At 44.4% G+C, this 23422-nt stretch carries 17 protein-coding genes; 15 read left to right on the top strand and 2 right to left on the bottom strand.

The features are described 5' to 3' along the window. Positions 1-84: 84 nt before the first annotated feature. Both SALPA_RS06455 and SALPA_RS06450 read right to left on the bottom strand, forming a co-directional pair. Positions 85-1251, bottom strand: a complete 1167-nt coding sequence (locus tag SALPA_RS06455; RefSeq protein ID WP_145101782.1) for an ABC transporter substrate-binding protein — start codon at positions 1249-1251, stop codon at positions 85-87. A gap of 1019 nt (positions 1252-2270) precedes the next feature. Then, a complete protein-coding gene (locus SALPA_RS06450) occupies positions 2271-3158 on the bottom strand; it encodes a LysR family transcriptional regulator (protein ID WP_145091214.1) in 888 nt (295 codons plus the stop codon). Positions 3159-3482: 324 nt separating this feature from the next. Between SALPA_RS06450 and SALPA_RS06445 the strand changes: the two genes are divergently transcribed. The 15 genes from SALPA_RS06445 to SALPA_RS06375 all read left to right on the top strand — a co-directional run bounded on the left by SALPA_RS06445 (position 3483) and on the right by SALPA_RS06375 (position 23322). After that, on the top strand, positions 3483-4682 hold the full coding sequence (locus SALPA_RS06445) for an MFS transporter (RefSeq protein WP_145091211.1): 1200 nt from the start codon (positions 3483-3485) through the stop codon (positions 4680-4682). A 108-nt stretch (positions 4683-4790) separates the two neighbouring features. After that, positions 4791-5903 (top strand): uroporphyrinogen decarboxylase family protein, encoded by a 1113-nt coding sequence (locus tag SALPA_RS06440; protein WP_186450937.1) that lies wholly within the window; start codon positions 4791-4793, stop codon positions 5901-5903. 150 nt (positions 5904-6053) lie between these two features. Beyond that, the gene (locus tag SALPA_RS06435; protein WP_145091205.1) at positions 6054-7172 is read left to right on the top strand and encodes a uroporphyrinogen decarboxylase family protein; all 1119 of its coding nucleotides are present in this window, start codon (positions 6054-6056) and stop codon (positions 7170-7172) included. A gap of 121 nt (positions 7173-7293) precedes the next feature. Continuing rightward, a complete protein-coding gene (locus SALPA_RS06430) occupies positions 7294-8400 on the top strand; it encodes a uroporphyrinogen decarboxylase family protein (protein ID WP_145091202.1) in 1107 nt (368 codons plus the stop codon). Between the two features lie 206 nt (positions 8401-8606). Continuing rightward, positions 8607-9818 (top strand): MFS transporter, encoded by a 1212-nt coding sequence (locus tag SALPA_RS06425; protein WP_145091199.1) that lies wholly within the window; start codon positions 8607-8609, stop codon positions 9816-9818. A 293-nt stretch (positions 9819-10111) separates the two neighbouring features. After that, complete coding sequence (locus SALPA_RS06420) at positions 10112-11545, top strand: S-layer homology domain-containing protein (protein WP_145091196.1); 1434 nt, start codon at positions 10112-10114, stop codon at positions 11543-11545. Positions 11546-11761: 216 nt separating this feature from the next. After that, the gene (locus SALPA_RS06415; RefSeq protein ID WP_255450911.1) at positions 11762-12919 is read left to right on the top strand and encodes a uroporphyrinogen decarboxylase family protein; all 1158 of its coding nucleotides are present in this window, start codon (positions 11762-11764) and stop codon (positions 12917-12919) included. Between the two features lie 74 nt (positions 12920-12993). Then, positions 12994-14118 (top strand): uroporphyrinogen decarboxylase family protein, encoded by a 1125-nt coding sequence (locus tag SALPA_RS06410; protein WP_145091190.1) that lies wholly within the window; start codon positions 12994-12996, stop codon positions 14116-14118. Between the two features lie 266 nt (positions 14119-14384). After that, positions 14385-15602 (top strand): MFS transporter, encoded by a 1218-nt coding sequence (locus SALPA_RS06405; protein WP_145091187.1) that lies wholly within the window; start codon positions 14385-14387, stop codon positions 15600-15602. Positions 15603-15653: 51 nt separating this feature from the next. Then, the gene (locus SALPA_RS06400) at positions 15654-16760 is read left to right on the top strand and encodes a uroporphyrinogen decarboxylase family protein (protein ID WP_145091184.1); all 1107 of its coding nucleotides are present in this window, start codon (positions 15654-15656) and stop codon (positions 16758-16760) included. A gap of 152 nt (positions 16761-16912) precedes the next feature. After that, positions 16913-17740 (top strand): methyl-accepting chemotaxis protein, encoded by an 828-nt coding sequence (locus SALPA_RS32420; RefSeq protein WP_304624546.1) that lies wholly within the window; start codon positions 16913-16915, stop codon positions 17738-17740. A 324-nt stretch (positions 17741-18064) separates the two neighbouring features. Further along, a complete protein-coding gene (locus SALPA_RS06390) occupies positions 18065-19621 on the top strand; it encodes an ABC-F family ATP-binding cassette domain-containing protein (protein WP_145091178.1) in 1557 nt (518 codons plus the stop codon). A 166-nt stretch (positions 19622-19787) separates the two neighbouring features. Next, the gene (locus SALPA_RS06385) at positions 19788-20588 is read left to right on the top strand and encodes a xanthine dehydrogenase family protein subunit M (protein WP_145091176.1); all 801 of its coding nucleotides are present in this window, start codon (positions 19788-19790) and stop codon (positions 20586-20588) included. Next, positions 20579-21034 carry a (2Fe-2S)-binding protein gene (locus tag SALPA_RS06380; RefSeq protein WP_145091173.1) on the top strand — a complete coding sequence of 152 codons (456 nt, stop codon included), beginning with the start codon at positions 20579-20581 and terminating at the stop codon, positions 21032-21034. Before SALPA_RS06385 ends, SALPA_RS06380 begins: the two co-directional genes overlap by 10 nt. After that, a complete protein-coding gene (locus tag SALPA_RS06375; protein WP_145091170.1) occupies positions 21031-23322 on the top strand; it encodes a xanthine dehydrogenase family protein molybdopterin-binding subunit in 2292 nt (763 codons plus the stop codon). The genes SALPA_RS06380 and SALPA_RS06375 overlap by 4 nt, the downstream gene beginning before the upstream one ends. Positions 23323-23422: the final 100 nt, after the last annotated feature.

Below are 23422 nucleotides of genomic sequence, written 5' to 3'. Positions count from 1 at the left end.
AACAATCACCTGTGCTGGTGGAGTAGCATGAAAAAAATTGCCACCAAGATATATAGGTGGCAATTGTGGGTGAAAACATAATTTTTATGGTTTTACAGTTTCTTTGTAAACTTGGTTCCCATCCTTCATTTCGATGATAACTACGCCTCTAACAGCATCATGTGTAGCGTTTAAGCTCATATCACCGCTTACGCTTTTAAAAGTCTGAGTTGCTGCTAATGCCTCACGGATTTTATTTGGATCAGTGCTATTAGCACGTGTAATACCATCAACTAATAAATAGGCAGCATCATAACCCATAGCAGCCATCGAATCTGGGGTTTGGCCATATTCTTGTTTATACGCTTCAACGAAAGCATTCGATGTAGGGTTTTTATCTTCTACAGAATAGAAATTGGTGAAGTACGTATTATTCAAAGCGGTAGGCCCTCCAATTTCAACTAATTTAGGCGAATCCCAGGCGTCTGCACCAAGAACCGGAACAGTTATACCTAGCTCGCGAGCTTGTTTTACAATCTTACCTACATCTTCGTAGTATCCAGGTATGTAAATCAAATCAGGATTTTGTGCTTTAATTGTTGTTAGAATGGATTTAAAGTCTTGGTCTTTTTGGAGATAAGCCTCTTCAGCTAGTATTTGACCGCCTCCTGCTGTGAAGGTGCTTTTAAAAATCTGGGCTAAGCCTTTACTATAGTCACTAGAATTATCGGTCATAATGGCAGTTCTTTTGGCCTTAAGACTATTTAACGCAAAATTAGCACCTACTGTCCCCTGAAAAGAGTCGATAAAGCAAGCTCGAAATGTATAATCTTTTACTTTGCCGGTTTGATCATTTAGTGTGACCCTTGGGTTCACGGTAGCTGCGGCTACAAAAGGAATTTTATTGGCTTCGGCAACAGCAGATCCGGCAATTCCACAGGAACTCACGGTAAAGCCGGTTACAGCTACTACTTTATCCTGAGTAATTACTTTTGACATTGCATTAGTCGATTCAGAAGGCTCGCCTTTATTATCAGCAGTAACTAATTGAACTTGCTTTCCCAAAATACCTCCTTTGGCATTGACTTCTTTGAAGGCCAGTTTGGCGCCATTTGCGGCAGAAGTACCGTAAGATGCAGTATTTCCTGTTAACTCGTATACCATACCGATTTTAATATCCTTACTTTCGCTGTTCCCGCAACCGGAAAATAGACTGGTAATTAAGATAAGAACGAGTACTAGATGACCAATGTAGCGAGATTTTTTTACCATCATTATCCTCCTAAACTTTAATAGTGAACTCGTTTCAGCATAGCTGAAACATTGGGGATTCAGGTGGAGAGTCTACTCCACCTGAATTAGCGCCGCCTGTAGAGGTGGGAGTCTTGACTCGCGTACTAAGATAAAAATAAAAAGGGAAACTGAAAGACAAATTCATTTATTAGATATTTTTACCTCCTCGCAAAGTGATCGTAATTAACATATCCCCCTCCCTATAATATGTAAAATTATAACGCTAATATCTAAAAATGTGCAATAGGTAGAGAATTTAATTGTAAAGTATACAATCCTAAAGAAGATGCGCAATAATGTACAAAACAAAAGGACTGCTAATTTGTAATAATGGTGTTGCAATAATTACACAAAGGGGATGGATTATATGAGTATTGCAGCCATATGCTAGTTTTCGCATTTTTCATTATACGTGATAAAGAACACTATAAAGAGCTCGGCGGTGACTATCTACTCAAATTAAAATCCCTGAGCATTGTCATAAGCATGGCTGGTCGCCTAAAATTGACTTTCTTCCCGTTACATATTAACCAACTTTTTAGCTCTTGATGCTTCCAATAGGAAGTATCGAGGGCGTTTATTTATGTTCCAGGCCATTTCCATGGACCGCCGCGCGTTGCGAGGCTGCCATTTTACAATCCGCCAACCAGATCTAGTTAATATCTACTGAACGAAAGCCTTATTTTTATGACCATTTGTCCCAAGGGGAAAAAGTACCCATCTGTCTATAAAAACGCAAAAAAAAAACGCAAAAAACCTTGTGTAGGTTCAATGCCAAAATCGACAAAGTGATCACTATTTTTGATATTCGAGGGCGCACAGCCTGCATCTTTGCATCTACCACTAAGGTACTGAGAGTAGCCATACTCAATTTGTATCGACAGGGCTCCTAATGCCAGTCGTAACGGTTTGGTAATTTGACCATTTCAGTATTAGCAAGGCTTTGCGATTCATTCAGTACACATTAGTTAGCTGTTTTTAAAAATTCAATTATATAGTCAATTAATTGAATTTAAAAAAAGTGAAATAGCGGGGTTTTTATTTTTAGTATTCCAAACAGCAGAAACTATGCCATATGCATCATCGCCATTCATAGCAACAACGGAAATTTGACTTCGCAGCATTTTACAATATAGTGAATCCAAAACAAAAAATGAAATTCCCAGCCCAGATGCCACATGCAAAAAAATGCTATCTACTTCCGAAAAAGCATGTGCAATATTAGGGGTAAATCCTTGTTCGTTACACTTACGTACAAACCAATTGCTAAATTCAAATCCCGGTTGATCAAAGAGAATGAAGCGCTCTTGTTTAAGTTCGTAAAGACTAATGGAATATTTATTAGCGTAAGTGTGATTGATGGGCAATAAGAAACATAGTCGGGATCTTCGTATTTCTTTTTGCTTAAATGGAGACTTTAGTTTCTCCGTATGCCCGATACAGGAATTGAAATTAATGTCTAATTCTTCTAGATACAGTTGGTTATTGCTAATTGGCATCTGGAGCACTCGCAGTTCAAGGGTGATGTGGGGATAAAGAGCACTAAACCGTTTGAAGATTTTGGGCAGAAAAGTGTGCGAAGAGCTAGGGCATCCAATTTTTAGCTTTCCTGAAACATCATTTTGGGATTGACGTGTTGCTTCAAGCACTTCATCAATTTTCTTCAGAAGATTTCCAGCCTCTTTAAATAGGGTAAACCCCGCACGCGTCAGACAAACCATTGAGTGGTTGCGAATAAATAATTGGACTCCTAATTGTTCTTCTAATTCAATAATATGTTTACTTAGTGCCGATTGACTAATATGGAGATGTTCGGCTGCTTTGGTAAAATTTAAATACTCAGCTACAGCAATGAATGAATGTAAATAACGAATATCATTATTCATGGATTGTCACCTCTGAAAAATATGATTTAATGTTATCAGCTTATTGAAGGCGAAACTACCAAAGCGTGTATCAAACGGCAGATGTGCTTTGTTGACAAATTTATATAATGTTATATCCATCATTATATTTCAAAATTTATAAAAAATCATTACGTATGTTATGAATTTTTGGAATATACATGTCTATTTTGATATTTCACAATTGTTTTATTTTTAAGTATCATAAACATGTAATTTTAGTAAAGCCACATACTGCTGGGAGGTGAATAAGAAGTTGTCAGTATTGTACATTGATCAAAAAAATAAGGGAGAGTGTGTTATAACATGCAAAATACAGGTTCGGCTTTGAAGGCAGTGTTATTGTTTAGCTACACCTATACAATGATGGCGACAACTTTAATTATGCCGATCATGGGGAATTTAGCAATAGAATTTCCAAATGCGGGAACGAAGATTCCTATGCTTATTTCCTTGCCGTCATTGGTTATGATTCCTGCAATACTATTATCCGGATATATTAGCAAATATGTCAGTAAGAAAACCGTTCTGGTTTTTGGTTCTATTCTTTATATTATTGGCGGGTTTGGTGGTGGCCTGTATGATAATATTGACTTCATTTTACTAATGCGGACTATTGGCGGACTGGGTACAGGGTTGATTTTTCCATTGGTTCCAGCGTTAATTGCGCAACTTTATCAAGGCCAGGAAGTACCTAAGATGATTGGCTGGGGAAATGCGACCGGAAGCATTTTCGGAGTAGTTTTTGCCACAGTTACCGGCTACCTTGCGGTAATGGACTGGCATTATGCTTTTTATATTTATTTATTATATATAGTTTTGTTGATTGCCCAAATAATGATATTACCCCATGTACCCCCGGAAAAACAAGACGTCGCAATGACAAAGGATGACAAAAATGACGGTTTGAACTGGCTGGCTTGGGTTTATGTTTTGGCGACATTGGTATATATGGTAATCAGCATGGTGTTCATTGTAAAAACTGCTATTTTTATCATGGAAGCAAACCTTGGAAATTCGGCGAATGCCGGAATAGCTTCTTCAGTAGTATCGTTTACAGCATTGCTTCTTTGCTTAGTGTTTGGACAAGTATTTAAAGCCTTGAAGAGGTATACGGCAGTGGTGGGCTTTGCTGCAACCGGATTATGTTTCTTTTGCCTTAGTATCGCGCAGAATTTTGAAATGATTATTGTTGCCTCGCTTTTTATGGGAGTTTCATTAGCAACTGTGTTGCCATACATGATGACAACAATAACCATGGTTGTTCCTAAAAACGCGCAGACTACCGCAGTGTCGTTCGTGAGTACAGCGATGTACATCGGGCAATTTCTAGCGGCGTATTATATCCAAGCGGTTGAATCTTTTGTCAATGGAGTAACAAGAGCGGCATTTTCGATAATTGCTGTCCAGGTCTTGATTATTGTCGTTATTTCCGTTGTCTTCATATTATCAACGCAAAGTCAATTTGATAAACATTTAAATAGTAGCAAGAACTTGAATGCTTAAAAAATGGTCACCGTTAGATTTTATAAAATGACGGTTAGTAGTTCTGTATATATTACGTGACAGATAAAAACTCCTCAAAATGACTAAATGAAAGGTGGATATTATACTATGAAAACTGGCCTGGAGCTGTTTCAGGAACGTACTGACCGGATTAAAAAGACAATTGCATTGGAAAAAACTGACCGTCCGCCGGTAGTGCTGGGGGTTGACTCCTTTGCTGCAAGACATATGGGATTTACCTTAGCCGAATACTTAAGTGATATGGACAGAGCAAGCGAAATGATGCTTAACTGCATGCTGGACATGGGGGAAAATGCCGATTGCTCGATGCAAACAACGGCCTTGGCCATTGCCAGTGGACCGGCGTTCCTTTCCCGGCAAAAGCTGCCTGGACGGGAATTAGGGGAAAACGATATCTGGCAAGTTGAAGAAGTGGATCTGATGACAGTCGAGGATTACGATATGATCATCGACAAAGGCTGGAACGCGTTCAATAAACATTTTCTCGAAACCAGAATTCCCGAGACACTGGCTGATTTAGAAACAGTAAGCAAAGCCAATATGCCCCAATACGACACCAATTTTAGCAACGCCGGCGTTGTGCCGCTGTCCGGCGGCGCAATCATGATGCCCCTTGATTTGTTTAGCTGCGGCCGGGGCATGAGTAACTTTATGAAAGATTTATTTAAGTGCCCGGACAAAGTACAAGCGGCCATGGATGCCGCTATGCCGGACCTGCTGGCCATGGCTAAGCCTTGTTTTGCCGCTAACCCGTTAACGGTGATGATGGGTGCCCCGCGCAGCGCAACAGGCTTATTCTCGCCAAAACTCTGGCAGCGCTTTGTCTGGCCGTATATGAAACAGGCAGTCGAGTTTATCGCAGATAATGGTTCAATTGCCTACTTACATATGGATGGCGATTGGAATCGGGATTTAGAGGTCTTCCGCGAGCTGCCGGCCAAGAAATTTATTTTCCACAGTGACAATTCAACCGATATCTATAAACTCAAAGAAGCGTTAGAAGGCCATGCCTGCATAATGGGCGATGTACCGCCGGCGCTCTTAACGCTGGGAACGCCGGACGAAGTATATAACTACAGCCGTAGGCTGGTCAACGAAATTGGCCCGACAGGATACATCTTGGCTGAAGCTTGCTTTGTACCTTTTAACGCCAAGGAGGAAAATGTCAAAGCCATGGTCGCCGCCGCTTCCGGCAAATAAATTTGTTCCTATGTATAAACAAAAAACGCTTAAGTAAATAAAAGGCGATATGCTGCTCCCGTTGCACCCTACCCCGAAAGTGCGGGAGGGGTTAACGGGAGTAATATTTAAGCCTGATGATGGAAGAAAGAAGAAAACGAGGTGTGCGATGTGAACTCGACAGAAACTTTATTCAATGAACGAATGGCAAGGCTAAAAAAGGCTATTGCCTTAGAGAAACCCGACCGAACGCCAATATTGCTTTCGGGAACCTTCTTTTTGAAATATGGCAACCCGCAGGCAAAAATGGTTGATTTCATAAACCGGCCGGATTGGGCTGATGATATGGTAATTAACGGCTATCAGAAACTGGCCGAGGTTGACGCCGGCGGACCGCCAGTGTTGGGTAGAGCGGATGCAACCGGGGCGATGTGGTTGTCTAAAACCAAGATTCCCGGCCGCGAACTGTCGGATGATACTTTTTGGCAAATCGATGAAGTCGGATTGATGACCGAAGAAGATTACGATACCATTTTGAAAATTGGCTGGCGTAAGTTTTTACCGGACTTTTTGACTACAAGATTGGGCTATACTTCCGAACAGATAACGCCAGACCCGGAATTCAATAAACAGCAGGATGAAAAGTTCAAATCAATCGGCCTGGTTAACCTTCTTGACGGTATTGGCGGCGGAATACCGTATGATGCTCTTTGTTCAGGTCGCGGACTTGTCAAGTTTAACCGCGATTTGTATAAAAAGCCTGACAAAATCAAAGCCGTATTAGATGTTATGGTGGCTGAAATGGTTGAGGACGAGATAAAATTTCTACGGGTGAAAAAACCGTTTTGCACAGTCGTAGTTCCTTGCGTCCGGGCCAATTGTGACTTCTTATCACGAAAGATGTTTGAAAAATTTGGCTGGCCATTGTTCAAAAAATTTACCGACGTAGCTATCGCTGAAGGCGTCAAAGTATTATTTCATATGGATGCCCGTTGGGATGATTTCCTTGATTATTTTACTGATTTTCCTAAAGGTAGTTGTATATTTGATCCTGACAGTTCGACCAATATCTACAAGATAAAAGAAGTACTTGGCGACCGGATGTGTATTACCGGGGACGTATCGCCGGCGATGCTCACGCTGGGAACTCCGGATGATGTTTATAAGTATTCCCGCAAATTAATCGAAGAAATTGGTCCGTCAGGCATCATTCTTTCCTCAGGCTGTACCGTACCTTGCAATGCAAAACCAGAAAATGTCGAAGCATTAGTTGCTGCTGCAAAAGGCTAACTCAGACCGAAGATAAAGAATCTTCTTGTCCGAAGCAGTGGGAAAAAGCTAAGAGGTGTTGGACTTAAGCACGAGGATGGGTAAGGGGTTTGAGTTTAAAAATCAATAGGTGGTGTTTACTATGAAAACAGTTCAAGAGTTACTTAAAGAGCGTACCGCACGCGTGTTAAAGGCCATTGCGCTGGAAAAGGCGGACAGGACGCCAGTGGTATTCTCAGCCGACGCATTTTGCGCAATGCATATGGGCGTCAAATTATCAGAATATTGCTCCAGTCCGGAAAGATCTCATGAAATAATTATGAATTCAGTTAAGCAACTGGGAGATATTGATGGAATAAGCGCGGTATTTACCGCCGCAAATTCATTTCCACTTGCATTTTTTGCCAATGTTAAACTGCCTGGACGGGAACTATCGGATGATGCTTTATGGCAGATTGACGAACAGGAAAGAATGACGACAGAAGACTACGATATCATTTTAAATAAAGGCTGGTCAGCCTTTAAGGACGATTATTTTGCCAACAGATTGCATATTTCAGTTTCCGAGATAGTAGCGGATTTAGGCGGTGTGCCGCAAATGACCAAAGATGTTGAGGATAATGGTTATATGGTTTATACGCCTTGCTTCGCTATCACGGTAAATGAACACCTGGGTGGAGGCCGATCATTTCCCCGGTTTACGCGCGATTTATTTCGTATGCCGGACAAGGTTCAAGCTGTCCTGGATATCATCCATCAAGAAACAGTAGAGGAGCTTAGAAAGCAACTGCGAGCCGTCAAACCGAAGGTGACTTGTCTGACTCCCGCCCGCGGTGCCAGCCAGTTCTTTTCGCGGAAACTGTGGGAGCGGTTTGTCTGGCGATACCTTAAGGGGTTGGCGGACGTAATTATTGAAGAAGGATCGGCAGTTAATATCCATATTGATGGCAACTGGGAACGCGATTTGGAATATTTTAAAACACTGCCACGGGGTAAATGCATTTTTGATACTGACTCGGTGACTGACATTTACAAGATTAAGGAAATGCTCGGCGACCACATGTGTATCAAAGGTGATGTGCCAGCGGCTATGCTGACGATGAGAACGCCGGATGAGGTCTATAATTACTGCACAAAGCTGATACGTGATATGGGCCCAGGCTTAATTCTGTCGTCCGGTTGTTATGTACCGCCAAATGCCAAGGTGGAAAATGTCAAAGCCATGATTTCCGCTGTTTCAGGTAAATAGGCGGTCCAAAACTTTAAACTTCGAGGGTATAAGCTGCATTAAATGCTTCGATGGATCAACGTTACTAGGCCGTCAGCACGGAAACCTTTGTATATTTCCCATAACCATAAAGGCAAAGATATTGACCACTATAGTGAAATATACGCGGTACAACTATTTTGTAGTTATTTCAAGTTAGACAGCAGAATTTGAGAGGAGAATGTCTCGTGGTTAATAGTGGTGGAGCAAGGGGAAATCTGCTTAAAGGCGCCTTGCTATTCAGCAGTGTCGACGGTATGGTCGCCAGCGTCTTGCTGGTACCAATTTTGGCAAATATCGCTGACGCCTTCCCTGACGCCGGCCCCTGGCTGAATCAGCTACTGTCGTTACCCAGTCTATTGATGATTCCAACAATAATAATAACTGGTAAACTGGCGGACTATGTCAGCAAAAAAACATTGCTCATGATTGGAACGATTCTGTTTATCGCTGGCGGCTTTGGCGGCGTCTTTGCTAACAATATTATGGATTTAGTCTGGACCCGGGCTCTGCTGGGAATCGGCGCAGGTATGGTGTATCCGATGGCTCCGGCAATGATCGCCTATTTATACCAGGGCCAGGAGCGCGCACAGCTACTAGGCTGGACCAATGCCTGCGGAAGTGTATTCTCGTTTGCCTTGGCTATCGGTGCGGGGTATGCCGCACTATTTAACTGGAAATACGCCTTCTATTTTTACCTGATTTTTGTTCTCGTGCTAATTATGCAGTGGGCTACATTGCCGAATTTCCCGCCGGAGAAGAAGGATGACAAGATAGCTCAGACTAAAGTCCAAGGCAACCCGCATGAAAAGTTAGGCTATCGGGTCTGGCTGACCTCCATTGACATGATTGTATACATGACCATGTCAATGGTTCTTCTTTACAAACTATCCTTATTTATCGTTAGCGGACACATTGGCACATCAGTGGATGTCGGGCTTGCCACCTCGATCCAGACTGTGGTCTCATTCTTAATTAGCCTGGTTTTCGTCCAAGTATTGAAGGGGCTAAAACGGTTCACCGCAGTGCTTGGCCTTGCTTGCATGGCCTTAGGTTATTTTTTCTTCAGTATTGCCCACAGCTTTTCACTGGTTGTAGTCGCGGCAATCTGTCTCGGTTTATCGCTGGGTATAATGTTCCCCTACCTAATGAACCGTGTTTCCACCGTGGCTCCTAATTCTAAAAAAACGTTCGCTATTTCTTTTTTGAGTATGTCCATTTACATAGGACAGTACCTCTCAGCATTTTTTACGCAATTTGCCGACTGGGTCTCGCATGGATCAATTCGCGGAACCTTCACCTTTGTAGCGGCGATGCTTGCTATCTGCGTAATTATTGCCATAATATATATCTTTGCTACACAGAGTCGGGACCGCAACATAAGCATGGTAGAGAAATAGCATGCACGTTGCATGAAGCATCCAGACAGATTATTTATCCCTAGTGCAAGCAGTTTATTTGCAGCAAGCCAGGCGAGCGATAATTTGGATAAAAACAGCTTTAAATAAGGGGGTGATTTGCTTTTGGCAGCCGGTAACGGAACTCTGGTAAAGTACTATTTGGCTGCTCAAATTGCAATTAATACGCAGTAAGCAAGTGAGGTGAATAATCAAAAGTACTTAACGGCCTCAAACAATGGCTATCGGTGGTAGACGAAAGGTCCCGGTAATAAAAAATTAAAGGTGGGGTAAAAATGAAAAAACTAACGTATCTGATTTTAGTACTCTTTCTATTTAGCTTTGCATCGGTAGCCTTTGCCGCTGAAAACCCGTTCGGCGATGTTCCGACCAATCACTGGGCATATAGCGCCGTAAATAAATTGGCGAACGACGGAATTGTTGATGGTTACAGCGATAAAACTTTCCGTGGCAATAATACTATTACACGTTATGAAATGGCTCTAGTCGTAGTCAATGCCCTAAAAAAAGTTGACAAGGCCAATGACGAAGACAAAGCGTTAATCAACAAACTAGCCGCTGAATTCGCCGGCGAACTTAAGACCCTCGGCGCTGAAGTTAAGGCGATCAAAGAAAAACAAGATAAATTAACTATTACTGGTGACCTACAACTGGGCTTCCATTACGACAGCATTCCGTCCGGCAATGAAGCCGCCGGTACTAAACGGCTTAACGGCAGCCAAAAGTTTACCTTTGCCGACAAAAACTTCTTTACCTACAAAGTTAATGACAAAACCTTTGTAAACCTCACTCTGGAAATGGGCGGCGACCAACATATCGGCAATACCACTGCCGCAGTAAAAATGACCGGCGCCAGTGCTATGATGTTCGATACCATGGGCCTTGACATGATCTGGGCAGGCCGTCAGCCTGTCCATGATATCGGTATAGGTCTAATCGCCCGTCCGTCTAATGCCGATGGCATTTTCTTTAAGAAAACCCTCGGCAACGTTGAAGCTACTACCTATATCGCCAATGTAAACTCACCGGCTTATCAGACCAGCCCGCCACAGACTAACCCGGTAATGGGGGACTTTCAATTAGGCACCAGACTGTCCGACAATTTCGGCTTGCGGGCCGGCTACTATTGGTCCAGCATTAACGGCAGTACCAGCGACACCATTGCCTATACTAACGGCAACTTCCTTGGCACTTCGTTCCAAAAATCCCAGGGGCTTGACCTTTCAGCGGATTACAAGATCGGTAACCTGACCTTATTGGCCGAATATATCAACACTACGCTTGTGGACCGTACCGCGCTGGCCGGTTACACCATGATACCGAAAAACCCTAAAGCGTTTGCTCTCTTTTTAACCAATGGACAAGTCACGATTCCTCATACCACTTGGCCGGCTTCCGACATTGTTGACCACAAAACCGTCGGCCAAAGCGCATGGGCTGTTGGCTATTTTGAATGTGATGCTGGCGCTGTACCCCCATACGTTAATGGCTGGGATTTTCAGTGGAATAAAAACTATGTGGGCAGCCCCAGCTACGAACAGCAGGACAATACCAAAACGCTGTTTTTGCTGTACCAGAAAGTTATCGCTAAAAATACCAACCTGCAGTTAGCCTACTGGCATGTCAAGTATAAAGATCTCAGTCTGTTGCCTGGCTACACCAATGCCGCTGGCAGCCTGTATCAAGTTAAGTTAGACTTCTTCTATTAATCTGGTCTTTATACAGACTAAATTATTTAGACCCCCTCTATATAGAGAGGTCTGAATAATTTATACGTCAGTGAAAACCCCAATATGGGGGGCACAAAGACGAAGCCTTTGTGGTAATAGCCCTTTTTGAAATGGTCTGGTAGTCAATGCGGAAGAAAGCATTGGGACTTTTAGGTGCGGCTAAAGTGAATTCAAGGCCAATTCATCTGATTGTTCTTGAGTTGTAGCCGGAATGAACGGGAAACTAAAGAAAGCGAGTGGTTAATTATGAAAAACGCGCAACAATTATTGGGAGAACGCACCGAACGGGTAAAGAAAACTATTGCCTTTGAGAAAACTGACAGGACACCGGTCACACTTAGTGGTGATGCTTTTTTTGCAAAATATGCAGGCATGAAATTATCAGATTTTTGTGCGGATTTTAAGGCTTCTCATGAAGCAATTTTACATTCATTCAAAGACTTTGGAGATGTAGATGGAGCCGGCAATATTTTTGGAGGAGCGACTGGTTTTCCTTTAGCGTTTTATTGCAAAGTCAAATTACCTGGGCGGGAGCTTCCCGATGATGCCATGTGGCAGCTTGATGAACAAGAACTGATGACTGTGGAAGATTACGATACCATTTTGAATACTGGTTGGAAAAATTTTAGTGATGATTATATCAAGAATCGACTAGGATTTGATGTCGATAGCTTGCTGCCGCAACTGGACAATATACCGCAATTTATAAAAAACTTTGAAAATGCCGGTTATCTGGTATTCGCTACCACCGCGACAATCACGGTTAATGAATATTTGGGCGGCGGACGGTCATTTCCCAAGTTCATGAAAGATATGTTTAAGATGCCTGATAAGGTAGAGGCTGTTTTAGATCTAATTCTTCAAGAAACATTGGCCGAGTTTCGGAAACAAATTCGGGCTGCCAAACCCTTACTTGTTTTCCTTTCGCCGGCCCGAGGTGCCAGCGAGTTCTATTCTCCTAAAATATGGAGACGTTTTGTCTGGAAATACCTGAAAGCCACTGTTGAAATGATTGTTGAGGAAGGTGCCATAGCCAATCTCCATATTGACGGCAATTGGGAACGCGATCTGGCATATTTTAAAACCTTGCCTAAACAGAAATGTATCTTCGAGTCAGACAGTTCTACTAACATCTACAAAGTGCGAGAGGTTCTGGGTGACCATATGTGTATCAAAGGTGATGTTCCGGCTGCCTTACTGACGCTTGGCACTCCTGATGAAGTGTATGATTATTGCACCAAACTGATTCATGATATGGGAACAGGTTTTATTCTTGCTTCCGGTTGCACCATACCGCCAAATGCCAAAGTAGATAATGTCAAAGCCATGGTTGCAGCCGCTTCCGGTAAGTAGACCGGCAAGCTCATCAGCTCAAAATCGGCTCCTTTTGCCACCGTTCCAACAAAAACAGGATGGAGGTGTAAATCATGAGTGAAATCAATCAAGGAAAAGAACGGATTGAAAAGGCGGTTCGCAGAGAAAAAACCGATCGTACCCCAATTTGCCTTTCCGGCGACTTTGCTTTCTTCCATTATGCGGAACGTTCGGCGATTCCCGCTGATTATGTGGACCAATTTCCCTGGGCACTTGACCGCGCTCTCGATGCCTTAAAACAAATGAAGCACATTGATGCTGTAAGCGTTTTGGGGATTACTCCCGGCAAAGCGCTAGGCGCTGTCTGGATGTCAAAGGCCAAACTGCCCGGTCATGAACTAGCGCCGACGGCATCCTGGCAGATCGAAGAAGTCGCCTGCATGAAAGTGGGAGACTACGACGTAATTATCAGCAAAGGCTGGAAGTATTACCAGAAATATTATTTTGAACATTATCTTGGTCTGACCGAAGAAGACCTTTTATTGAGCGGAAAATACATGGCCTATACAGACCAAAAACTGCAGGATATCGGCTGTATCAACATGACTCAGATGATGGGTCCGATTATTTACGATGGTCTATGCGCCGGGCGCGGTATCGTTAATTTCATCCGCGATTTGTGGAAAATACCGGACAAAGTGAAAGCAACGCTTGATGTCATTACTGAAGAAATGATGGCCGACTTCCGGCGTGATCTGGCGGTACTACAGAAACGTTGCCCTGGGGAGAGCATCCGGGTAGGTATTGCCCCCGCAGTACGCGGTAATTGCGATTTTATTTCCCGCGATAAATTTGAAAAATACATCTGGCCCCTGTTTCAGGCAGAAACCAATGCTGTTTTGGAGATTGGCGGAACGCCGTATTTCCACATGGATGCAAACTGGACAAAAGTTCTTGATTACTTCAAAGAATTTCCGGCAAACCGCTGTATCTTTGACAGCGACGGTATGACTGACATCTACAAGATCAAAGAAATTCTCGGCGATCGGATGTGCATTACCGGTAATATCAGCCCCGCTCTCATGTCCCTCGGTACCCCGGACAAAGTGTACAAAGAAGCCAAAAAGCAGATAGCTGATTTCGGTCCTACCGGGTTTATCACCAGCGGTTCCTGCACCCTACCGCATAACACTAAGCCCAAAAATATTGATGCGCTTATCGCGGCCTGCCTCGAATAACCCCGCCGGGCTGCCTTACTAGTCCGGAGCAACTGGCCATGCTTTTGTTGCTGCCGGAATTTATCACCTTCAAAAGCAGAATAGCTAATTCACTTCTCAGCTTATATTATACATTTTTTGATTTTGGCATGAGTTTTGCAAGTTCAAATGGCTGGGATGAAACAGTCGCTTATTGTTAGACACGCAATAGCAGTTGACGGCGGTAATTGAAAACCAATAGCATCGCAACATTGTTTTTAAATTAAAAACTGAGAGGAGACTTATTCATGAGTGAAAGTAAAAGGCTAGGAACTGGTGGTTTACTGAAATTAACTCTATTACTTAGCAGTGTGAACGGTATGGTCGCCAGCGCCCTGATGGTGCCAATATTGGCCAATGTCGCCGGCTCCTACCCGGATGCCGGTCCCTGGCTCAATCAGTTGCTGTCGCTGCCCTCGCTGCTAATGATTCCGGCAATCTTAATAACCGGCAAACTAGCTGACTATATCAGCAAAAAAACTCTGTTGCTGATCGGGACTCTTTTGTTCATTATTGGTGGCTTCGGTGGTGTTTTCGCCAATGGAATTATGGATTTAGTTTGGACTAGGGCACTGCTGGGAATTGGCTGCGGCATTGTTTATCCTCTGGCTCCAGCAATGATCGCCTACCTGTATGATGGTCAGGAACGCGCCCAGCTCATGGGCTGGACCAACTCCTGCGGCGGCGCTGTCTCGTTCGTGCTTGGTATTGCCGCCGGCTATGCCGCATTAGTTGACTGGAAATACGCCTTTTATTACTACCTGCTCTTTGTTATCGTTTTAGTCATGCAGTGGTTTTTACTACCCGATTTCCCCCCGGAAAAAAAGGACCCGGCCATTATCCAAGCAAAATCGCAAACTGGCTCGGATGAAAAACTGGGCTACCGGGTTTGGCTTACTTCCTTCGACATGCTGGTGTTCATGACTGTTGCTATGTTTATTATCTTTAAATTAGCCTTGTTCATCGTTAATGAACACATTGGCACCTCGGCTGACGCCGGTATGGCTTCGTCAATCAATACCCTGGGATCATTTGTGGTTAGTATGCTTTTTGCCCAAATCTGGAATAAACTTAAACGGTTTACTGCTGTTGTCGGTTTAGCCTGCATGTCAGTATGCTATTTCTTATTTAGTATTGCCCACTCCTATACCATGATGATGGCTGCGGTCATTTTCCTTGGTTTTTCCATGGGCCTAATGTTTCCTTACCTAATGAACCGGGTGTCCATAGTGGCCCCTAATTCCAAAAAGACCTTTGCCATTTCTTTGTTAAGCATGGCTATTTACCTTGGCCAATTCTTCACCGGTTTTTACACCCAGTTTGTTGATTGGATCACCAATGGTTCGATCCGGGCTGGCTTCGCCTTTGTCGGTGGCAATATGGCCGTTTTCGCTGTTATTGCCTTAGTATATGTAATTTTTGCGCAGAAACGTGAAGGTGAAACTCAAACCACTGTTGACAACTAATCGTTGGTGATGTCGACCGATAATTCGAAGATTAATAAGGAGGGTTTATTGATGAAAACACCCGAACAATTACTGCAAGAACGTACTGTGAGAATAAAAAAGGCAATAGCGCTGGAGAAGCCGGATAAGACGCCAGTAATACTATCGGGAGATGCTTTTGCCGCTATGCATATGGGTGTAAAACTGTCTGACTATATCTCAACGCTTGAGAGATCCAATGAGATAATTTTAAAATCCTACAAAGAACTAGGCGATATTGATGGTACCGGCGTAGCCTTTACGGCAGCACGGGGATTTGCATTAGGCTTTTGTTCGAAGGTCAAACTGCCCGGGCGGGAACTGTCGGACAATGCCCTCTGGCAACTGGACGAACAAGAAATGATGACCGTGGAAGATTACGACACCATTTTAGCCAAGGGGTGGGCCGCCTTTAGCGAGCAGTACTTTACGAAAAGATTGGAACTGCCGCTGGCCGCAATTATGGATGAAATGAAAGTCGCTCCACAAATGGGCAAAAATGTCGAAGCAGCAGGCTATGTATTCTATAACCCTTGTGGTGCCATCACGGTAAATGAGTTTTTGGGTGGCGGCCGTTCCTTTCCAAAGTTTATGAAAGATTTATTCAAAATGCCGGACAAAGTGGCGGCTGTTTTGGACGTAATCCAAGCCGAAACTATTACTACACTGCGAAAACAAATTCAGGCGGCCAAACCGCTGGCCGTCTTTATCTCCCCTGCCCGGGGCGCCAGTCAATTTTTTTCGTTCAAACTGTGGGAACGGTTTGTTTGGAAATACCTAAAGGCAACAGTAGAGGCTGTTATTGAAGAGGGTGCGATAGCTAATCTTCATATCGACGGCAACTGGGAACGCGACCTGGAGTATTTCAAGATGCTGCCGCGGGGAAAATGCGTCTTTGAAACTGACAGCTCTACCAATATCTACAAAATAAAAGAGGTTCTCGGCAACCATATGTGTATCAAAGGAGATGTTCCGGCAGGCATGCTTACCTTGGGCACTCCCGATGATGTATACAAATACTGCACAAAATTGATAAACGACATGGGTACAGGGTTCATATTATCCTCCGGGTGCACCGTCCCTCCCAATGCCAAAGTGGAAAATGTTAAGGCCATGATTTCCGCCGCTTCAGGTAAATAGACGGCCTAAAACTTTAAACTTCGAGGATATAAGCTACATTAAATGCTTCGATGGAGCAACACTACTAGGCCGTCGAGTTTCAATAATCGACCACTATAGTGGGCAATGGTTTCATACCGTTACCACTGAGCTTGAAAGGAATGGTTATAATAATGAACAAATTGGAGGTTCTGGGCGATTGTATTAATATCATTATTGCAGCAAATCCATTTCCCTGCAGCGCCGTCGTTATCGATAAAGATGGAGTGATTATAGCTGGTGCCCAAAAACCTGATTTTCTTCCGAACGTTCCGGCATTGTTTGAACCTGGAAAACGTATACCTCCGGGACTCGGCTATCAGTGCATAGAAACTGGGCGGCCGGTGAGTGAGGTAATTCCAAAAGAAATTTTAGGGATAAAACTGAAAGTGTGGTGCGAACCGGTATTTGAGAATGCTGGATCATTGATCGGTGTTTTTTCCATGTCTGTAAGTATGGAGAATCAAGATAATGTTCACGCAGTGGCGCAAACGGTTGCCGCCACAACCGAAAAAATGGCGGTAACATCCCAGGAGTTAGGGGCCACAGCGACGCGCTTGGCGGAAGAACTGAGTAAGATTAGGGATGGCGAACACAATGTTGCTATCCAGATAAATAAAACGGGCGATATTTTAAAATTTGTCAGCGATATTGCTGATAATTCCAATCTACTTGGACTCAATGCTGCAATTGAAGCCGCTCGGGCGGGAGATCATGGCAAAGGATTTGCAGTTGTCGCCGATGAGATTCGTAAAATGGCTGTTAACAGTGCTAATTCCGTTGCCGAAATAAAAAAAATATTGCAAGATATTCAGAACCAAACGGAAAGCGTAACCCAAACGGTTGAGCGGGCTTTCGAGCTTAGCAGACGGCAGGCGGCAGCAACAGAACAAACGACGTCAACGATGCAATCCTTGACCGCCACGACGAATGAACTCGAAAAGATTGCCGAGGTGGTATAAAAAGTGCTATATTAGTATTTTATGGAGCAGTTATCAGGATTATGGCGGGACTCCTGGTATTACTGATAGAGTGTGTTTCAGAATAAAGAGTTTTGTAAAAATGACTGTATTTTTACTCAAAAGCAAGAGTAAAATCCAGATAAATATATTTGCCTAGCTCTGGTTTTGTAGCTAAGCTTGCTACGAACATATTTCATTTTTATACCCTGATAAAGACAAACTTCTTCATCAGGGTATTTTTTCTTTTTGAAAAAATGGTTTTGACAGCTCTAGCCGCTTTGCGCTAAAATATAAAGGTATTTGCACAGTAAGAGGAGTAAAAAAATGAGTGTTTTAACTGTTGAAAATGTATCCCATGGTTTTGGTGCCCGTGCTATTCTTGCCGAGGCTTCTTTCCGCCTGTTACGAGGCGAACATGTCGGTTTGATCGGCGCTAATGGCGAAGGAAAATCGACCTTTTTAAATATTATTACAGGCCAATTGACCCCTGATGAAGGTAAAGTGGAATGGTCTAACCGCGTGATTGTCGGTTATCTTGACCAGCATTCGGTGCTAACCAAGGGTAAGACCATCAGGGATGTACTGCGGGAAGCATTTCAGAACATGTTTGACATGGAAGCCGAGATGCTGGGTCTCTATAATAAAATGGGTGAGGCTGCCCCGGAAGAAGTAGAAAAAATGATGGAAGAAGTCGGCGAGATACAAGATATGCTCGAACATGGCAGCTTCTATATTATTGATGCCAAAATTGAAGAAGTAGCCAATGGCTTAGGGCTGGGCGATATCGGTCTTGACCGCGATGTAGCAGACTTGAGCGGCGGGCAGCGCACTAAGGTGCTGCTAACCAAGCTGCTATTACAAAATCCTACCATTCTCATTTTAGACGAACCTACCAACTATCTTGACGTTGAACATATCGAGTGGCTGAAGCGTTACCTCAAAGCGTATGATAATAGCTTTATCCTGGTATCGCATGATATTCCTTTTTTGAATGAAGTTGTTAATGTTATTTATCATGTGGAAAACGCGGTTCTTACCCGGTATACTGGCGATTATGAGCAATTTCAGCAAATGTACGCTATGCGTAAAAGCCAGGAAACCAAAGCATATGAGCGGCAGCAACAAGAAGTTGACCGCCTGGAGGACTTTATCGCCCGCAATAAGGCCCGGGTGGCTACCCGGGGCATGGCTAACAGTCGCCAGAAAAGACTGGATAAAATGGAGATTATGGAAAAACCACGGGAGAAGCCGAAACCCACTTTCCAGTTCCGCGAAGCCCGGACGCCCAGCCGATTTGTTGTTGAGGCCAAAGGTTTGGTGCTGGGCTATAATGAGCCGCTTACCAAACCGGTGGATATTACCTTAGAGCGCGGGCAGAAAGTAGCTATTAGAGGTGTGAACGGCCTTGGCAAATCAACACTGCTTAAAACCTTGCTCGGGTATATCAAACCGGTTGACGGCAAGGTCATCTTGGGTGATTATCTGCAAGCCGGTTATTTTGAGCAGGAATCCAGCCGTAATAACAGCCGCACTGCCATAGAAGAGGTATGGGATGAATTCCCTGGCCTGACCAATTTTGAAGTACGGGCCGCACTGGCGCGTTGTGGTCTGACCAATGAGCATATAACCAGCCAAATGATGGTTTTAAGCGGGGGCGAGAATGCTAAAGTGCGGCTATGTAAACTTATGCTTAAAGATGTTAACTGGTTGGTGCTGGACGAGCCCACCAACCACCTTGATATCGAAGCCAAGGCCGAACTAAAACGGGCTCTAATTGAGTACAAAGGCACAATTCTCCTGGTTTCCCACGAACCTGAATTTTACGAAGACTGGGTAACAGCAGTATGGAATGTCGAGAATTGGACAACAAAGATAGTGTAAATATATTGGCCGGTCGCATGCAACTGTTGCAGTGGTCGGCATTTTTTTCTCTCTGGATACACAACCTATACAATAGTTCTTTTCGACAAGCAAGCGCCTATGTTATAATTCGAACTATACTAGTGAAATAATTGCCAAAGGTTTGATCGGTAATGGAGGTTGAAAATTGTTCACATTGCTTAATGTAGCGCAGCCAGATACGCTGGAAGCCGCTTATAATATTTTAAAAGAGAAAAGAAGCAATGCCGTGCTGGGCGGCTGTGCCTATCTACGAATGGGCTCTCAGACCATCCATACCGGAGTTGATTTGTCGAAACTTGGTCTGAGATATAGTAAAGACTATGGCAGCTATATCGAAATTGGTGCCATGACAAGTTTGCGTGAGGTAGAAACAGATGCAGCTCTAAATAACTATGCCGATGGTTTATTGCCAAAAGCAGTAGCTAATATTATTGGTGTGCAGTTTCGTAATGTTGTGACTGTTGGTGCGTCTGTCTTTATGCGTTATGGTTTTTCTGATTTTCTTACCGCCTTACTGGCGCTTGATACTGAAGTTGAATTAGTTAAAAGCGGGCGGATGGCGTTAGCGGCCTTTTTGGATACGCCCCGCAGCAAAGATATTTTGACAAAAATAATCATTCATAAAACCAAGGGCCATGCTGCCTATCAGGCTTTGCGCAACTCAGCCAGTGATTATCCCTTGTTGACGGTGGCGGCATCCCAGCTTGAGGGTGAATGGAAAATTGCCGTTGGTGCCAGGCCTACTCGCGCCAGACTAGCTGTTCAAGCGGCGGCGCTACTAAGAGAGGCCGATAATGTAACCGCTGAGGTCATGGAGCAGGCTGTACAAACAGCAGTAGGCGAATTGTCCTTTGGTGACAACCGGCGCGCTTCCGCTGTGTATCGGCAGGCTGTAGCCAAAACACTTATTAAACGGGCTATTGCGGAGGTGGCAGCATGCAAATAACAGTCATCATCAATCACCGGCAGGTTACTCTCGAGGTTCATCCTAACGATTTTCTTGTGGATACGCTGCGCCAGCAGGGTTTGTACAGTGTAAGAAGAGGCTGTGATACTTCCTGCTGTGGATTATGCACGATCTGGCTGAACGGTAAACCGACGTTGTCTTGTTCTATTTTATCCTTTCGCGCGGCTGGCAAGCATATTACCACTATTGAGGGGTTGCGCCATGAGGCAGAGGAATTTGCTCACTTTATGGCAGCAGAAGGGGCTGAACAGTGTGGTTACTGTAGTCCCGGCTTTATCCTGACAGTGCTGGCCATGAAACGGGAGCTGGTTAATCCCGCCGAAGCTGACATGATTCACTATTTGACAGGTAACATGTGCCGTTGTACCGGTTATCAGGGACAGCTCAGGGCAATCAAGAAGTACCTGGGGGTGACAGCAGGATGAAATATGTAGGTCAAGCTTTGCCTAAAACGGATGCGATTGCTATTTGCACAGGTAAGCCTGTATATACTGAAGATTTGGCACCCGCCAATGCCCTGGTGATAAAAATCCTGCGCAGTCCGCATGCGTTTGCCAGAATCAAGTCGATTGATACAACTAAAGCGCGTAATTGTAAAGGGGTAGAATGCATCCTTACCCATAAAGATGTTCCTAAAGTGCGGTTTACACTGGCTGGTCAATCTTATCCTGAACCATCGCCTTATGACCGGTTGATTCTTGACCCTATTGTCAGATATGTTGGTGATGAGGTAGCCATAGTTGCCGCTACCAGCGAACAGGCTGCCAATGCGGCCATGAAACTAATCAAAGTTTCCTATGAGGTGTTTGAACCAGTGCTTGATTTTGAGCAGGCCATTGATCATGCCTCAGTCATTCATCCGGAAGATGATTTGTTCTGCAATTTTGATATTGGCCTGGCAAAAGAACGCAATATTTGCGCCTCCCATACCTTGGCAGCAGGCGATGTTGAACAGGAACTAAAGAATTGTGATATTGTTGTTGAAGAAACCTATTATACGCAGGCTCAGGCGCCGGCGATGATGGAAACCTTTCGCGCGTTTACCTATCTTGACCATACTGACCGATTGGTAGTGGTTACTTCCACGCAAGTTCCTTTCCATATTAAACGGCAAGTAGCGCGGGCTTTAGAACTGCCTGCTACGAGAGTGCGGGTTATCAAACCGCGGATTGGCGGTGGTTTTGGCGGCAAACAAACTGGTTCAGGCGAAGTATTTGCCGGCTTGGTGACTCTTAAAACCGGCAAACCCGCCATGTTTATCTATAGCCGTGCCGAGACCTTCGGCTGTACTACCAGCCGCCATGCCATGCGGCTGAAAGTCAGATTAGGTGCAGACAAAGACGGTTTTATCCGCGCCCTTGATATTGAAAATCTATCAGACACCGGGGCTTATGGTGAACATGGGTCAACTACTTTTTCGGTGTGTGGCGATAAGACGCTGCCACTCTATAATAAGACCAGAGCTGTCCGTTACCACGGTCACGCTGTGTATACAAACAAAACGCCGGCAGGAGCACTCCGGGGATATGGAGCTACCCAGGGAACCTTTGCGCTGGAATCGACAATCAACAAATTGGCAGCCAGGCTCAATATGGATCCAGCCGAGCTTAGGCTCAAAAATATAATCAAGGAAGGCGAAACCGCGCTTGCTTATCATGGCAATGTGCTTGGCAGCTCGACCTTGGAGCGCTGTATCCAAAAAGGCAGAGAGATGATTGGCTGGCAAGATAAATATCCCCGCAGGGAACTGCCCGACGGCAAAATACGGGCTGTTGGTATGGCTGTAACCATGCAAGGTTCAGGCATTGCCGGTATTGACACGTCTTCGGCGGCCATCCGCCTGAATGAGGACGGTCACTATGTTTTACTCATCGGTTCCACCGATATGGGGACAGGCAGTGATACGATGCTGGCTCAGGTTGCCGCAGAGGTATTGGATACACCGCCAGAGAAAATTATTGTTCATGCGGCAGACACCGATGTTTCGCCTTATGATCCCGGTTCTTATGCCTCAAGCACAGCCTATGTCACTGGTATGGCTGTGCTGCAGGCTGCCGAAGATTTAAAAAATCAGATTATTGCCCAAGGTGCCAAAGTCCTGGCTGTGGCGCCGGAACAAATTGAATTTGATGGTCAGCAGCTTACAGCGCTTAACGGCAGTAAGGCAATCAGTCTCAAAACGCTGGCAGAATCATTGGTTGTGGGGACCGACAAGTGCCAGCTGGTAGGTAACGCCACCTATGGCTCGCCGATATCACCACCGCCATTCATTGCTGGTTTTGTTGAAGTGGAAGTAGATACAGAGACCGGGAAGTTTGAACTTATTGATTATGTAGCGGTCGTAGATTGCGGTACTATACTTAATGCCAACCTGGTCAAAATCCAGGTAGAGGGTGGAATCGCCCAGGGCATTGGTATGGCTATGTACGAGGAAGTTCGCTATGACGAACGTGGCCGGTTGCAGACCAATAACTTTATGCAATATAAGATTCCTTGCCGGAAGGATGTAGGCAGGATTACCGTGGCTTTTGAAGAGAGCTATGAGCCAACAGGCCCGTTTGGTGCCAAGTCGATTGGCGAAGCGGTTATCAATACGCCATCGCCCGCCATTGCTCATGCTGTGTATAATGCAGTGGCCGTCAGTATTACCCGTTTGCCAATTACTCCAGAAAAGGTGTTTATGGGGATGAAATCACAAGCAAGACCCAAGTGAACTCGTTTCAGCATAGCTGAAACACTGGGGATTCAGGTGGAGAGTCTACTCCACCTGAATTAACGCCGCCTGTAGAGGCGGGAGTCTTGACTCGCGTACT

This window comes from Sporomusa sp. KB1, assembly GCF_007830295.1.
Classification (GTDB): Bacteria; Bacillota; Negativicutes; order Sporomusales; family Sporomusaceae; genus Sporomusa.
This window is presented reverse-complemented; position numbering and strand designations above follow the sequence as displayed.

What these genes read in the sequence shown, in the direction of transcription:
- SALPA_RS06375 (WP_145091170.1), top strand. Translation starts at nt 21,031, where the DNA reads ATGAAATATGTAGGTCAAGCTTTGCCTAAAACGGATGCGATTGCTATT.
- SALPA_RS32420 (WP_304624546.1), top strand. Translation starts at nt 16,913, where the DNA reads ATGAACAAATTGGAGGTTCTGGGCGATTGTATTAATATCATTATTGCA.
- SALPA_RS06410 (WP_145091190.1), top strand. Translation starts at nt 12,994, where the DNA reads ATGAGTGAAATCAATCAAGGAAAAGAACGGATTGAAAAGGCGGTTCGC.
- SALPA_RS06430 (WP_145091202.1), top strand. Translation starts at nt 7,294, where the DNA reads ATGAAAACAGTTCAAGAGTTACTTAAAGAGCGTACCGCACGCGTGTTA.
- SALPA_RS06445 (WP_145091211.1), top strand. Translation starts at nt 3,483, where the DNA reads ATGCAAAATACAGGTTCGGCTTTGAAGGCAGTGTTATTGTTTAGCTAC.
- SALPA_RS06400 (WP_145091184.1), top strand. Translation starts at nt 15,654, where the DNA reads ATGAAAACACCCGAACAATTACTGCAAGAACGTACTGTGAGAATAAAA.
- SALPA_RS06450 (WP_145091214.1), bottom strand. Translation starts at nt 3,158, where the DNA reads ATGAATAATGATATTCGTTATTTACATTCATTCATTGCTGTAGCTGAG.
- SALPA_RS06380 (WP_145091173.1), top strand. Translation starts at nt 20,579, where the DNA reads ATGCAAATAACAGTCATCATCAATCACCGGCAGGTTACTCTCGAGGTT.
- SALPA_RS06420 (WP_145091196.1), top strand. Translation starts at nt 10,112, where the DNA reads ATGAAAAAACTAACGTATCTGATTTTAGTACTCTTTCTATTTAGCTTT.
- SALPA_RS06455 (WP_145101782.1), bottom strand. Translation starts at nt 1,251, where the DNA reads ATGGTAAAAAAATCTCGCTACATTGGTCATCTAGTACTCGTTCTTATC.
- SALPA_RS06390 (WP_145091178.1), top strand. Translation starts at nt 18,065, where the DNA reads ATGAGTGTTTTAACTGTTGAAAATGTATCCCATGGTTTTGGTGCCCGT.
- SALPA_RS06440 (WP_186450937.1), top strand. Translation starts at nt 4,791, where the DNA reads ATGAAAACTGGCCTGGAGCTGTTTCAGGAACGTACTGACCGGATTAAA.
- SALPA_RS06405 (WP_145091187.1), top strand. Translation starts at nt 14,385, where the DNA reads ATGAGTGAAAGTAAAAGGCTAGGAACTGGTGGTTTACTGAAATTAACT.